The 13,441-nt window shown below is 65.9% G+C and carries 12 protein-coding genes; 9 read left to right on the top strand and 3 right to left on the bottom strand.

The window, feature by feature from the left end; translation table 11 throughout:
• Positions 1–255: 255 nt before the first annotated feature.
• Positions 256–1,263, top strand: coding sequence for an Acg family FMN-binding oxidoreductase (locus AB4Z47_RS24265; RefSeq protein ID WP_441953847.1), 1,008 nt, complete (start codon positions 256–258; stop codon positions 1,261–1,263).
• A 66-nt stretch (positions 1,264–1,329) separates the two neighbouring features.
• On the opposite strand, the gene AB4Z47_RS24260 is transcribed toward AB4Z47_RS24265, so the two are convergent.
• A complete protein-coding gene (locus tag AB4Z47_RS24260; RefSeq protein ID WP_441953845.1) occupies positions 1,330–1,455 on the bottom strand; it encodes a hypothetical protein in 126 nt (41 codons plus the stop codon).
• A 91-nt stretch (positions 1,456–1,546) separates the two neighbouring features.
• On the opposite strand from AB4Z47_RS24260, the gene AB4Z47_RS24255 reads away from it, so the two are divergent.
• The 4 genes from AB4Z47_RS24255 (at position 1,547) to AB4Z47_RS24240 (ending at position 5,405) form a co-directional block, all read left to right on the top strand.
• Positions 1,547–2,113 carry a flavodoxin domain-containing protein gene (locus AB4Z47_RS24255; RefSeq protein ID WP_441953843.1) on the top strand — a complete coding sequence of 189 codons (567 nt, stop codon included), beginning with the start codon at positions 1,547–1,549 and terminating at the stop codon, positions 2,111–2,113.
• A gap of 3 nt (positions 2,114–2,116) precedes the next feature.
• The gene (locus tag AB4Z47_RS24250; RefSeq protein WP_441953841.1) at positions 2,117–2,578 is read left to right on the top strand and encodes a DUF2267 domain-containing protein; all 462 of its coding nucleotides are present in this window, start codon (positions 2,117–2,119) and stop codon (positions 2,576–2,578) included.
• Between the two features lie 368 nt (positions 2,579–2,946).
• Entirely contained in the window at positions 2,947–3,591 is a 645-nt protein-coding gene (locus AB4Z47_RS24245; protein WP_441953839.1) for a response regulator, read from the top strand.
• Positions 3,592–3,659: 68 nt separating this feature from the next.
• On the top strand, positions 3,660–5,405 hold the full coding sequence (locus AB4Z47_RS24240; RefSeq protein WP_441953838.1) for a GAF domain-containing sensor histidine kinase: 1,746 nt from the start codon (positions 3,660–3,662) through the stop codon (positions 5,403–5,405).
• Positions 5,406–5,465: 60 nt separating this feature from the next.
• Here the strand turns inward: AB4Z47_RS24240 and AB4Z47_RS24235 are convergent, their stop codons facing one another.
• Positions 5,466–5,954: a universal stress protein gene (locus tag AB4Z47_RS24235; RefSeq protein WP_441953836.1), complete on the bottom strand. Its 489-nt coding sequence runs from the start codon at positions 5,952–5,954 to the stop codon at positions 5,466–5,468.
• Positions 5,955–6,277: 323 nt separating this feature from the next.
• Positions 6,278–7,273, bottom strand: coding sequence for an Acg family FMN-binding oxidoreductase (locus AB4Z47_RS24230; RefSeq protein ID WP_441953834.1), 996 nt, complete (start codon positions 7,271–7,273; stop codon positions 6,278–6,280).
• Between the two features lie 319 nt (positions 7,274–7,592).
• Here AB4Z47_RS24230 and AB4Z47_RS24225 point away from each other — a divergent pair, with 319 nt between their 5' ends.
• The 4 genes from AB4Z47_RS24225 (at position 7,593) to AB4Z47_RS24210 (ending at position 13,440) form a co-directional block, all read left to right on the top strand.
• A complete protein-coding gene (locus AB4Z47_RS24225) occupies positions 7,593–9,341 on the top strand; it encodes a sensor histidine kinase (RefSeq protein WP_441953832.1) in 1,749 nt (582 codons plus the stop codon).
• A gap of 187 nt (positions 9,342–9,528) precedes the next feature.
• Positions 9,529–10,116, top strand: coding sequence for a membrane protein YczE (gene yczE, locus AB4Z47_RS24220; RefSeq protein ID WP_441953849.1), 588 nt, complete (start codon positions 9,529–9,531; stop codon positions 10,114–10,116).
• Between the two features lie 241 nt (positions 10,117–10,357).
• Complete coding sequence (locus AB4Z47_RS24215; RefSeq protein ID WP_441953830.1) at positions 10,358–11,260, top strand: SGNH/GDSL hydrolase family protein; 903 nt, start codon at positions 10,358–10,360, stop codon at positions 11,258–11,260.
• Between the two features lie 365 nt (positions 11,261–11,625).
• Complete coding sequence (locus tag AB4Z47_RS24210; protein ID WP_441953828.1) at positions 11,626–13,440, top strand: glycoside hydrolase family 15 protein; 1,815 nt, start codon at positions 11,626–11,628, stop codon at positions 13,438–13,440.
• Position 13,441: the final 1 nt, after the last annotated feature.

Here is a 13,441-nt window from a genome sequence, read left to right as displayed (position 1 = left end):
ACATCATCCACCACATCAGCAGGGAAAACCCTGGTCAACAACCCCACCGACACCAAATCCGACAGCCGACGATCCGACTCCGGCTTCACCCATCCACCACGAGGCACACCGACACAATACCGCCCCAGCCATTAACTGAACGGTATTGGCCTTAGGCGTAAAGCGCGGAGGACCGGACGTCAGGATGACCAAGGGCCCCGCCCTGCAGGCGGAATGCCCGTATCCGCTGGTTCGCTCGTCGAGAAGACTGAAAGCATGACCGTCAACGACGATGACCCCGCCGTATCGGTACCTGATCGCCGGACGGTAGCGGCAGCGATCCGGCTGGCCGCCCGTGCACCGTCAGTGCACAACACCCAGCCGTGGCGGTGGGTGCTGGACGGCATCTGCCTGCACCTGCACACCGATGCCGACCGGCTGCTGCCTTCGGCCGACCCCCTCGGCCGCCAGCTGGTGATCAGCTGCGGCACGATATTGCACCACGTGCGTACCATTTTCGCAGACCGGGGCTGGCACACCGATACGGTGCGCCAGCCCGACCCGCAACGGCCCGATCATCTGGCGACAATCGAGTTCCGGCAATGGCCGGACCCGCCCGCCGGTGTCCACACTCGCGCGCTCGCGATTGATCAGCGGCGTACCGATCGGCTGCCGCTGGCCGAACCGGAGGGCTTCGCTGACATCCTGCCCAGAATGCGGATGCTCACCTCACCGCACGAGGTGGAACTCAGCGTTCTCGACGAGAGCGCCCGGCCACGGCTTGCCGCCGCATCACAGCAAGCCGGTGCTCTGCGCCGCGACGACATGTTTTATCAGACCGAATTGAATTGGTGGGCTGGGCATTCCGAGGTTTCGGAGGGGGTGCCGCCGTCTGCGCTGGTGTCGGATGCGGAGTTCGCGCGAGTCGGTGTCGGACGCGTCTTCCCCTCCGCCCCGCATTCGATGCGCCGCGCGCAGCTCGACGACCATGCGCGACTGGTGGTACTCAGCACCGACGCCGACTCGGTGACGTATTGGCTGCATACCGGCGAGGCCTTGTCGGCGGTGCTGCTGGAGTGCACCGCAGCCGGCCTGGCGACCTGTGCGCTGACCCATATCACCGAACTTTCGGCAGGTCGGGAACTGCTCACGAACCTGATCCCCCACCCAGGTACGCCGCAGGTGCTGATTCGCGTCGGGACGGCCCCCGATGACGGCGACCTGGTCCCGCCCACACCCCGCCGCCCGCTCACGGACATCTTCAGCGTCCTCGAGCCACACTGACGATGGTGTGGATTGCAGTCGCGGTGAGCCAGTGATCGGGCATGTGCAGGGGCGGGCGGGTTCTGCTCAGTATCGGGCGTCGCGACGGCGGAATCCGCCGAAGCCTGCCGCCGGCCCGGCGACGGCTATCGCGGTGATCACGAGGATCAGTGCGGTGGTGACGGTGTGCAGTGGCTCGTTTCTGTATGTCACTCTGCCGAATGGTCTGGTGAGGCCGTTGGTCCCCGTTCCACGGGCACGACGGCTCTGACCAGCATGGGCGGTCTTGCGCGAGGCTGAGGGTATGGAATCGAACGCACCTCGCATCCTTGTCATCTACGCCACCGCACAAGGGTCGACGCGCGATATCGCGGAGTTCGTCGCCGCCTGCCTCGCCGAACGGGGCGCGGCCATAGAACTGAGCGATGTCGAGCACGCGCCCGACCTGGCCCGCTTCGACGCGATCGTACTGGGCAGCGCCGTGCACGAGATAAACCTCCTGCCCCAGGCGGCGACATACATCCGGGTGCACCGTGACGAGCTGTACCGACGAGACCTCTGGATCTTCAGCGTCGGCCTCGGCCCGTCCCTGCGCGGGCCGATCGGCCAATGCATCGGACGGATCGCGTTGAAAGACATTGCCACCTTGTGCGAGTTGGTCTACCCGTGGGAGTACCGCGCATTCGCCGGGCATTGCGAGAGAGTTGGTGTCTCGTTGAAAGCGCGGATGCTGTATCGACTGATGGGCTGCGGGCGCCACGGTGATCTACGCGACTGGGCAGCGATCCGCGCATGGTCGGCGAGCATTGCCCAAGGGCTCGGTCTGCCGCGGGCCACAGTCGACTACGGTTCAGCCCTGGCGGGGGGCTGAACCGTGTCCCACCATGACGATCCACTCGCGCCTGCGGTTCACACCGCACGGGAGTGGCTGCGCACCATAGGTGACAAGCTGGGGACCGACGACCAAGCCTTCGTGCACCGGGCGGTCCGTGCGTGGCTGCACGCGGTCCGTGACCAGGTCGAGGTTGCCACCGCGGCCCACTTGGCCGCACAGCTTCCCGAATTGCTGCGCGGGGCATTCTACGAAGGCTGGGTGCCTGCCCACGTGCCCGCCCACCACGATCGTGCAGCCTTCGTAGGCCGATTCGCCGACGAGGCGGGCGTGTCGGAGGAAGAGGCGGTCGCACTCGCCGGTGCTGTGACCGAAGCGCTCGGTGGCCTGTTCTCCCCCGGGCAGCTGGACGGCGTCTTCGCTGTGTTGCCCGCTCGGCTGCGCTCTCTGCTGTCCGGCGTCGAACCGGACGGCGCGCTCCGTGGCGCCACGGCGGATCGATGAGCCCGAACCGGGCATGGGCGTCCGGCTACCTGATGCGAATAGGGGCCGCTGCCCGAGGGAGCTCCTGACGGCCCGGCTTCGGGGCATCGGCGAGTTCCATGCCTTGGATGTGACGGCCCGAGATCGCGAAGTCTATGCCGGCCGCGGTCGTGTCATGGACCGACGCGGTCGTGAGGTCTCCAACCGCTCGCTTGATCAGACGGTAGTTGAGGGAGGCGCGCGCCTGGCTATCGGCGCAGAATGGTCATGACAGCGATCGGCGGAGAGCTACCGGCCCTGTCGAGGGGCTTCGGTCGCGGTCGAAGTCCGGCGTGCCCCACCGCGGAGCTCGATAGTTCGGGATTGTTGGCTGAGGGAGAGGTGTACCCATGGTCACGGTGTTCTTGGTCGACGACCATGAGATCGTCCGGCGCGGGGTCGGTGATCTCATCGGTGTGGAGCCGGACCTCGAGGTGATAGGTGAGGCGAGCAATTACTCGCAGGCACTGGCCCGGATTCCCGCGTTGCAACCCGACGTTGTGGTCCTCGATGTGCGGCTACCCGACGGCAACGGTATCGAACTGTGCCGCGAGCTGCTCTCGGCGAACACCGATCTGCGCTGTCTCATTCTGACCTCGTTCACCGACGAGCAGGCGATGCTCAACGCCATCCTGGCCGGGGCCAGCGGATATGTCGTCAAGGACATCAAAAGCCTGGAACTCATCGACGCCATCCGTGAGGTCGGGGCGGGTAAATCGCTGCTCGACAATCGCGCCGCGGCCGCGCTCATGGTCAAGCTCCGCTCCGAGGCCGAGGAAAAGAGCGGGCCGCTGGCCAGCCTCACCGACCAGGAGCGAACGCTGCTCGCCTTGCTCGGTGAAGGGCTGACCAACCGGCAGATCGCCGGCCGGATGTATTTGGCAGAGAAGACGGTCAAGAACTATGTGTCGCGATTGCTGACCAAGCTCGGGGTAGAACGACGTACCCAGGCGGCGGTGCTGGCCTCGAAGCTCCAACCAAGCAGATCGGACTAGCATCGCCTGCCCGGGTTTCGAGTGCTCAGCGGTCCGATCCAGGCATTGATCGTGGAAGAATGCCGGATATGGAACGACAGCCGTCCGGGACACACCCGAATGGTGGGACTTCGGTGACCGAAACGCTGTCCCAGCTGCGGCTGCGGGAGCTGCTGACCGAAGTTCAGGAGCGGATCGCGCTGATCGTCGATGTGCGCGATCGGATGGACCGGCTCGTCGAGGCGATGCTGGTGATCACCGCTGGGCTGGACCTCGACAACACGCTGCGCACGATCGTGCACGCCGCCATCGAGCTTGTCGACGCCGGGTACGGTGCGCTCGGGGTCCGGGAGACCGACAAGACGAGCAGCCAACTCGCCGAGTTCGTGTACGAGGGTATCGATGACCGGACTCGCGTGTTGATCGGTGATCTGCCGCGCGGCCACGGAGTGCTCGGCCTGCTCATCCAACAGCCGAAAACTTTTCGGCTGGTGAATCTTTCGGACCATCCGTCCTCGATCGGGTTCCCGGAGCATCATCCACCGATGCACACGTTCCTCGGTGTGCCGGTGCAGGTGCGCGGCGAGGTCTTCGGCAATCTCTATCTCACCGAGAAGGCGGGCGGGCAGGAGTTCACCGAAGATGATGAGGTTGTGGTGCAGGCACTCGCGGCGGCCGCGGGTATCGCCATCGAGAATGCCCGTCTCTACGAGCAGTCCCGCTTGCGGCAGCAGTGGCTGGCGGCGACCTGGGATGTGGCGACCGAGCTGCTGGAGGGCGGCGAGCCGGGCGAGGTGCTTGATCTTGTCGCCGAGCGAGCGCTGGCGCTCACCGAGTCTGCATACACGTTCCTCGCTTTGCCCGAGGACACGGACATCCCTCACGATGAGGTGGCGGAGCTGGTCGTGGTCGCCGCTGCGGGAAGCGGCCGCGAGGAACTCATTGGGCGGCGGATACCTCTCGAACAATCTCGTGCCGGCGAAGCCTTCCGGGAGGGGCGCATGATCGCGGTCGACAAGCGGTCCTACTTCCGGCTCTTCGGCTCGACGACCCAGTTGGGTCCAGCGCTGATCCTTCCGTTGCGGGCCGGACGTTCCGTTCTCGGTGTGCTCGCTACGATTCGGCCCGCCGACGCTACGCTTCTCGACGCCCCCGCCGTGTCGATGATGGCCGCAATCGCCGACCAGGCCGCATTGGCGCTGCGACTGGTCGACACTCAGCGTCGGATGCGGGAACTCGATGTGCTGTCCGACCGTGACCGCATCGCCCGAGGCCTGCACGACGACGTCATCCAGCGACTGTTCGCGGTCGGGTTGTCTCTCCAGGGAACGGTGCAGCGGGCGCGGGCGCCGGAGATCAAGTCTCGGCTGATGGAAGCCGTCGACGACGTTCAGGCGATCGTGCAGGACATCCGCCATTCGATCTTCGATCTGCAGAGCAACACGACAGCGGATTCTTCGAAGTACCGCAAACATGTGCACGGCATCATCGTCGACATGACTGCCGAGAGTGGACTGCGCACCACGGTGCGATTGGCTGGGCCTGTCACCGTACTGGCGCCCCCACTGTCCGACGATGTGGAGGCCGTCCTCCGAGAGGCGGTCAGCAACGTGGTGCGGCACGCTTCGGCAACCACCGTTTCGGTTGAATTGCGGGTGGGCGATGACGTCACTGTCGAGGTGACCGACGATGGGATCGGTCTATGCGACGACATCACCCGCCGCAGCGGGTTGGCGAATCTGGCGACGCGAGCTGAGCAGGCGGGTGGTTGTTTCAGTATCGAGAGCCGTCCGTCCGGCGGCACCGTCCTGCGCTGGTCGGCGCCGCTCCCCTAGCCCGCCGGGGCTGGCGGTTCATGACTGAGGACCGGTGCCGGGCCATGGCGAATCCATGACCTACGGGCGGACTGGCGATGTCGTGGATGACCGCGAGTGGATGACCACGACCGGGCAGTGCGCGTGCCGGGTCACTGCGGCGCTGACCGATCCGAGCGGGCTGCGGTGGAAGGCGCTGAGGCCCCGGCTGCTGCCGACCACCAGCATCTTCACCTGTTCCGACCGGGCGATCAGTGTGGGAACGGGGAGGTCGAACGACACCTCGGTGGTGAGCTCGAGTTCTACACCCGGCACGGCGGCTCGCGCGATCCTGCTGGCTTCGGTGACGATCCGGTCGCCGTCGCGGCGCTTGCACTCGATGTCCGACTCGCTCAGTGCCATGGCGGGACCGAAACCACCGGGCAGCGCCATCGAGGTGAGAATGTGCAGTTTCCTGCGGTGCAGGGCGGCCTCGACCGCCGCCCAGGCCACCGCTTGATACGAGCTGGCGGAGCCGTCGACAGCCGCGATCATTTGCGGGACGGACTGCGAGGCGGCGGAGTCGGCCATGGGCTTACCTATCGTCGTCATCAGGTTCGCTATCGAGCATTCCCGCCGGGGCTCGTGCGTGGCAGGGACGAAAGTCCTTCGCTGGGCGGCCACCGGTCCTCGGTTGCCCACTGCACGCACCGCGACGTCGGCTCGGCGTCATCGACTGGCGAGGGTTCCCCGGCGGAGGACACTGTTACCGTCGCCGAGGCGGTAGGCCTGGTTCGGCTGTCGGGCGATAGCGAACATCCCGCGCTGTCGCTGATCGAGCGGGAAGCCAGGTCCAGCTTGGCATCGGTTATCGGAATATTCGAAAAGCGCTCATTCGCAACGGAAGGCGCTGCTCATTGGGCGGTGGTTTCCCCGGCGTCGAATGGGTCCAACAGTTCGTCGACTGTCCGTCGTGGCGCTGCCGGTAGTGGCGGGGTGTCGTCGGGCAGCCAGCCGATTCTGATGATGGCTTGTGGGAAGGTGGCGTCGTCGAGCACGCCGAGTCGGATCTTCTTGCGCAGTCCGGGGATCTCCAGCGGCTCGGTCAGCAGGCAGGTGGCCAATCCGACATTCGTGGCGGTCAAGAGGACCGCGCTCACCGCTTCGCCCGCGCGCAGTCGCGACAGCTGGTCGTCGGCTGCGGTACCGAGCACCAGCAGTTCGGCGTAGTCGGGTTCGGGGGTGGAATCGGTCAGCCGTGGCGTGGTGAAGATCCGGCTCGGAATCTCATGGCCGGTGCGGGGTGGTGGGGTGTTGCGTGCCGGTACACCGTCAGTGGTGTCGTGCCTGCCGCTCCATACCGCTAGCTCGAGTTGATAGTCCGGGTCTCCGGAGTGTTGTCGTGCTGCCGCGTTCATTGCCTCGACCAGCCGGTCGCGCGATTCGTATGCGGCCTGGCGGATGACGCCGCCGAACTCCGCGGCGCGTTCGGTGACCAGCCCGAGATAGCCCGGCGGTAGGGGCCGGGAGCTGTAGTTCCTGCGGTCGGTTCGTCTGTTGGTGATGGCGGCGCCCAGCGCGATGTCGGTCATGGTCGGCCGATTCCGGACGAGTTCGATCGAAGCCAGGTGATTCTGGTCGGCGGGGTTCGGCAGTCGGTGCACCACAGCAGACCATCCCATGGCTGCGAGCGCGATCCGTAAGTGGTGCAATGCTGCCCCGCAGCTCAGTACGAGGTCACGCTGATCGGGATCGGTCGAGGGCAGCGCTCGTGTAGGGTCGAGATAGATGTGCATCCCCCGCTCGCCGATGCGGAACCGCCACGGCTGAGTGTTGTGTGCCGACGGTGCCCGCACCGCGAGCGCGAGCGCCGCCTTCATGGTGTGATCATCGGGCAGTCGGTGATCCATGTCTGTCGTCCATCCCTCCTTCGTCGCCTCTGGTACTCACGCTGCCACCGGCGACGCGTCGTCGGTAAGAGCAGGATGTCCCCTCCTGATGGGACGGACTTCCACTGCGGTGGCCGTCTTCTGGGGGCTTCGGCAGGGCATGAAGAGTCTCGAGCTCATCGGTGCTGTCCGCGATGTCGGCGTAGGCAGATCGCTGCTCGACAATCGCGCGGGTGCCGCGCTGATGGCGAAGCTGCGGGCGGAAGCGGAGGAATCAGTCCAGCAAATCGCTAGCACAGACGGGCTGACGTGCCTCCGGGGGCATGAGAGAATTCCGAACATGGAACGCCAGCGGTCCGAGGCCGGTTCCAGTGACTGGACGCCGGTCACCGAGACCCTGTCTCAGCTGCGGCTCCGGGAGTTGCTCCTCGAGGTTCAGGACCGGATCGCGCAGATTGTCGGCGTCCGTGATCAGATGGACCGGCTCATCGAGGCCATGCTCCTCATCACCGCTGGACTGGATCTCGGCAACACGCTGCGCTCCATCGTGCACGCCGCCATCGAGTTGGTCGATGCACGCTACGGCGCCCTCGGTGTCCGTGCGACCGAAACGACCACCAACCAGCTCGCCGAGTTCGTTCACGAGGGCATCGATGACCACACCCGGATGCTGATCGGTGACTTGCCTCGTGGCCACGGAGTCCTCGGCCTGCTGTTCGATCAACCGAAACCCATTCGGCTGAAAAATCTTTCGGCTCATCCGTCCTCGGTCGGCTTTCCTGCGCATCATCCGCCGATGGGCACCTTTCTCGGCGTTCCGGTGAAGGTCCGCGATGATGTGTTCGGCAATCTCTACCTCACCGAGAAGGTGGGAGGCCAGGAGTTCACCGAGGACGATGAGGTCGTCGTCCAGGCTCTCGCGGCGGCGGCGGGGATCGCGATCGAGAACGCTCGGTTCTACGAGCAGTCCCGGATCCGCCAGCAGTGGTTGGAAGCGATTCGTGACGTGTCCACCGAGCTGCTCGCCGGTGGCGAACCCGGCGAAGTGCTCGACCTGATCGCCCAGCGCGCGTTGACGCTTACCGACTCTGCGTGCACGTTCCTCGCCCTGCCCGACGACCCTGATATCCCCCATGAAGAAGTGACCGAATTGGCGGTGGTCGCGGCTGCGGGTATTGAAGCCGATGTGCTGATCGGTCGGCGGATCCCGATCAGCGAATCTCATTCCGGCGTGGTGTTCCGGGAAGGGCATGCCATGGCCGTCGACCGGTTGCTGCACAATGTGCTGTTCGACTCTGCGGCGCCACTCGGCCCGGTGCTGGTCCTACCGTTACGAGCCGCGAATACCACGATCGGTGTACTCACCACTCTGCGGCCCGCCGGTGCGCCGGGCTTGGACGCTGCGGCGCAGTCGATGATGGTGGCGTTCTCCCATCAAGCCGCGCTCGCGTTGCACCTGGCGGACACGCAACGGCGGATGCGGGAGCTGGACGTGCTGTCCGATCGTGACCGGATCGCCCGCGATCTGCACGATCACGTCATGCAGCGACTGTTCGCGGTAGGCCTGTCGCTGCAGGGCACTTTGCAACGGGCCCGTGCGCCCGAAGTCAAGGCCCGGCTCACCGAAACCATCGACGACCTGCAGGCCATCTTGCAGCATATCCGCCACTCGATCTTCGACCTGCAGAGCAGCACCAGCGCCACCGAGACCCCCGCGTTCCGTAAACGACTGCATGACATTGTCGCCGAGACGACCGCCGACAGCGGCTTGCGTACCACGGTGCACCTGGCCGGTCCTGTTTCCGTGCTGGCGCCGCTGTTGTCCGAGGATGTCGCGGCGGTGGTGCGCGAGGGGGCGAGCAACGCGGTCCGGCATGCTGCCGCGACTTCGGTTTCGGTCAGCCTCACAGTGGGTGACGACATCACCGTCGAGGTGGCCGACGACGGAACCGGTGTTCCCGACGACCTCACGTGGCGCAGCGGGCTGGCCGACTTGGCCGCTCGCGCCGAGCGCGCGGGCGGCGGTTTCGGCATCGGGAGCAGTCCCACCGGGGGAACTGTGCTGCGCTGGGCTGCACCGTTGCCGTAGCGGTAGCGCACGTGGCTGGTCCTGAACCGTATGAGCGGTTGTGGGCAGGGCGGGTGGAGGTGGTGTTTTACAGTCCAGTAGTTGGTAGGTGGCTCTGTTTTGGCGGTCCAGTTATCGGCATGCTCGGTCGGTGCTGGTTCGTCGGTTGGTCGCGTTGTATGTCGGGTTGTGGTTGTACGGGTTCTCGATGGCCGTGATGGTGCGGGCGGGGCTCGGACTGGATCCGTGGGATGTGTTTCATCAAGGGGTGGGGCGGCATGTGCCGATCAGTTTCGGGGCGGTGACGGCGGTGACCGGTGTCGCGGTGTTGCTGGCGTGGATTCCGTTGCGGCAGTTGCCTGGATTGGGAACGGTGAGCAATGTCGTGGTGATCGCGCTGTCGGTCGACGTCGGCCTGGCGTGGTTGCCGCCGTGGGAGGCGCTGCCGGTGCGGGTGGGCGCGATGGGCGTTGCGGTGATGGTGAACGCGGTGGCCAGTGTGTTGTATATCGGCGCGGGCATGGGGCCGGGGCCGCGGGATGGATTGATGACTGGACTGGTTCGCCGGACCGGCAAATCGGTGTGGGTGGTGCGCACGGTGATCGAGGTGACGGTGTTGTCGACCGGGTGGGTTCTGGGCGGCAGTGTCGGTATCGGAACGCTCGTGTACGCGTTCGGGATCGGTCCGCTGATTCACGTGCTGATTCCTGTGGTGAATCGGTACCTGCCGGGATTTCGTGTTCCGTCGAAGGGGGAATCCGTCACCGGGGTGCCCGTCCGCGAGCCGACTGTGTAGCTGGGAGGTGACTCCCCTGCTTTGTCTGTGGGGACGGGTTGCGATTGAACGTCGGAGTGAGGAGTGTCGGCGCCTGCAAAGGTCGGTCAAGTTGGCGTTCCGGTCTATGATTCGTCCTGAAATATGCTGAGGCTGGCGGGATTTGGACGCTGTACGCGCTTGTCGGACACTGTGATGCTAGGTTCACTGATATTGGACGTAAGTCCAAATTTGCTGGAAGTCGGCTAGGTGCGGAGGCGAAATGGGTGGGAGGGTGCGCGTGATGGTGGCGTGCGCGGCTATCGGGGCTGCTGTCTCGGGCGTGCAGGTGTCGGCATCCTCGGCGGCTCCCCTGTTCGGTGAGTACGTCGCTCTGGGCGACTCGTGGGCGGCAGATGCCTCGTTGAGTCAGCCGACCGACGAGTTCGTGCCGATCGGGTGCGCACAGAGCCGGGCCGACTACGCCAAGCAGGTGGCCGCGGCACTGGCGATGCCGGTGTTTCGGGACGCGACCTGCGGTGGGGCGACGACCGCGCATATGACCACTGCGCAGAGCACCGCGCGCGGAGTGAGCGCGCCGCAGTTCGATCGCCTCACCCCGTCGACGGATCTGGTGACCCTCGAAATCGGCGGTAACGACGCGGGATTGGCCGCCACGGTCCAGCGCTGCCTGACCGCCGATCCTGCGGTGTCACCCTGCCTGAATACGCTGGTGGTCGACGGCGTCGATCGGATGTCGGCAAACATCGCCGCGGTCGCGCCGAAGGTGACGTCGGTGATCGAGGGCATCCGTGCGCGGTCGCCGCGTGCGCGGATTCTGCTGCTGGATTACTTCGCGGGCGTCGGCACCGGACCTGGTTGCTTTCCGGCCGTCCCGATCTCGGATGCGGACGCGAACTGGCTGGGCCACAAGCTGATCGAGCTGGATGCGATGCTGGCTCGGGTGGCGCGGGCGACCGGTGTGGAGTTCGTCGACTCGTATGCCACGAGCATCGGGCATGACGCGTGTCAGGCGCCAGGGACGCGGTGGGTGGAGGGCCTGATCCCGTTCACCAGTGATCCGGTGGGCCCGGCGGTGCCGTTCCACCCGAACCAGTTGGGCGCCGATCACCAGACCAGGAGCGTGCTCGCGGCCTTGGCCGGCGGAGTCGGGGGCGAAAAGTGAAGTGTGCGAGCACAATTCGGATGTGCCCACCCTGGTACCCGATGTGGTCACCGCCGATGTGGTCACCGCCGATGTGTTCGCTGCCGGGATGCAGCCCACGTTACGGGGTGATGTGGTGACATCGCGGCCTGGGCCGTGATCAGCCCGTGGGAGGTGACCCCGAGAAGGTGAAAATCCATGAGTGCTACCACTATTGCCTGACAGTGCACGTTGTGTGCGGCCCACTGCGAAATCCTGGTCAGTGAGTCTCGCCGCACACCGCGGTGTCGACTGCCGACTGTCCGTGTGAGGTGGCTCGTGAACAGCGCAGTTCGGAGGTTCGAGCGAGTTCGAATGTTCGATGACTGATTGCGGCGCATCGTGTGATGGTTATCCGATTGTCGTCGTGGTACTCGGCGACCATGACCGGGGATTGCGCGGGTGCACCGCATGTGTTGCGGGAGTACGCGCTGCTCGCAGATGGGCAGCGTGGTGCGCTGGTGGGTCCACGGGGCGATATTTCGTGGATGTGTGCGCCCGAGTGGGACAGTGACGCGATATTCGCGAGCCTGCTGGGTGGGCAAGGGCTCTATTCGGTCACACCCACCGGCCCGTTCGTGTGGGGCGGCTATTACGAGACAGGCACCTTGATCTGGCGCGCCCGATGGATTGTGGGGTCGGCGATCATCGAGTGCCGGGAGGCGCTGATGTTTCCTGGCCAGGCGCATCGGGCGGTGCTGCTGCGCCGCGTGCTGGCGCTGCACGGTGACGCCGAGGTGGATGTCGTTTTGCGGCCGGTCGCAGGGTTCGGTACCTCGCCGCCACGAGGGCTGCACCGCGACGCCGACGGTGTCTGGCACGCCCGTGTCGGACCGGTGCGGCTTCGGTGGACGGGAGCTGAGTCGGCCTCGGTCGTCGACGAGGAGGACCAGCCGTACTGGACTGATCGAATGCTGGTTCCCGCGGGTGGGCACCATGATCTGATCCTCGAGCTGTCCGATGTCACCCTGCCCGGTCACCCACCGGACGCGGGAAGGGTCTGGGCGGACACCGAATCCGCCTGGGAGCGTCAGGTACCGGATCTGGCACATGCGGTGGCGCCCCGCGACGCAGGCCACGCGTATGCGGTGTTGCGCGGAATGACCGCCGACACCGGCGGGATGGTCGCCGCCGCGACCACGAGTCTGCCCGAACGCGCCGACCAGGGCGAGAACTACGACTACCGGTATGTGTGGATTCGCGATCAATGCCTGGCCGGTCAAGCTGTAGCCGCGGCGGGACCACACCGGCTGCTCGACGACGCTGTCGACTTCGTTGCCGAAAGGCTGCACGCGGACGGGCCCGATCTGGCCCCCGCCTACACCGTGCACGGCGGGCCCGTTCCGCTACTGCGTGACCTGGATCTTCCCGGCTATCCCGGGGCGCGGCCGGTGACCGGCAACCGGGTAAGCGAGCAGTTTCAACTCGACACGTTCGGTGAGGCGTTGCTGCTGTTCGCCGCGGCGGGCCGACACGACCGGCTGGACGGGGGGCATCGCCGCGCTGTCGATGTGGCAGTGTCCGCGATCGCCGAGCGTCATGATCGGCCCGACGCCGGAATTTGGGAGCTGGACAACCAGCTGTGGACTCATTCCCGGCTGACCTGTGCGGCCGGACTACGCGCGGTGGCGTCCTGCGCGGCGACCGGAGTCGACACCGGGTGGTGTACCGCTCTCGCGGACTTCCTGATCGCGCAGGCGGCGCATAGTGGGCGACATCCCAGTGGTCGCTGGCAACGGAGTCCAGGGCATCCGGGTGTCGACGCGGCGCTGCTGTTGCCGATGCTTCGCGGCGCTGTCCCCGTCGGCGATCCACGTTATGCGGCCACGTTCGGCGCGGTCGAAGACGAGTTGTGCAGCGATTTCTACGTGTACCGGTTCCGGCGCGACGCGCGCCCGCTGGAGGTACGCGAGGGCGCTTTTCTGTTGTGCGGCTTCGCGATGGCGATGGCCGCGGAGCAGCTCGGGCGGCCGGTGACGGCGATGCGGTTCTTCGAACGCAATCGGGCGGCTTGCGGCACGCCGGGGTTGTTCGCCGAGGAATTCGATGTGCGTCAGCGGCAGTTGCGCGGCAATCTGCCGCAGGCGTTCGTGCACGCGATGCTGCTGGAATCCGCGATTCGGCTGGCGTCGCTGGAGGATCGGTGCGATCGCCCGAGGTAAG

Source organism: Nocardia sp. 2TAF39 (assembly GCF_052114905.1).
In the GTDB taxonomy this organism is placed as follows: domain Bacteria; phylum Actinomycetota; class Actinomycetes; order Mycobacteriales; family Mycobacteriaceae; genus Nocardia.
This window is presented reverse-complemented; position numbering and strand designations above follow the sequence as displayed.

What these genes read in the sequence shown, in the direction of transcription:
- AB4Z47_RS24235 (WP_441953836.1), bottom strand. Translation starts at nt 5,954, where the DNA reads ATGGCCGACTCCGCCGCCTCGCAGTCCGTCCCGCAAATGATCGCGGCT.
- AB4Z47_RS24230 (WP_441953834.1), bottom strand. Translation starts at nt 7,273, where the DNA reads ATGGATCACCGACTGCCCGATGATCACACCATGAAGGCGGCGCTCGCG.
- AB4Z47_RS24255 (WP_441953843.1), top strand. Translation starts at nt 1,547, where the DNA reads ATGGAATCGAACGCACCTCGCATCCTTGTCATCTACGCCACCGCACAA.
- AB4Z47_RS24210 (WP_441953828.1), top strand. Translation starts at nt 11,626, where the DNA reads ATGGTTATCCGATTGTCGTCGTGGTACTCGGCGACCATGACCGGGGAT.
- yczE (WP_441953849.1), top strand. Translation starts at nt 9,529, where the DNA reads ATGGCCGTGATGGTGCGGGCGGGGCTCGGACTGGATCCGTGGGATGTG.
- AB4Z47_RS24240 (WP_441953838.1), top strand. Translation starts at nt 3,660, where the DNA reads ATGGAACGACAGCCGTCCGGGACACACCCGAATGGTGGGACTTCGGTG.
- AB4Z47_RS24245 (WP_441953839.1), top strand. Translation starts at nt 2,947, where the DNA reads ATGGTCACGGTGTTCTTGGTCGACGACCATGAGATCGTCCGGCGCGGG.
- AB4Z47_RS24225 (WP_441953832.1), top strand. Translation starts at nt 7,593, where the DNA reads ATGGAACGCCAGCGGTCCGAGGCCGGTTCCAGTGACTGGACGCCGGTC.
- AB4Z47_RS24215 (WP_441953830.1), top strand. Translation starts at nt 10,358, where the DNA reads ATGGGTGGGAGGGTGCGCGTGATGGTGGCGTGCGCGGCTATCGGGGCT.
- AB4Z47_RS24265 (WP_441953847.1), top strand. Translation starts at nt 256, where the DNA reads ATGACCGTCAACGACGATGACCCCGCCGTATCGGTACCTGATCGCCGG.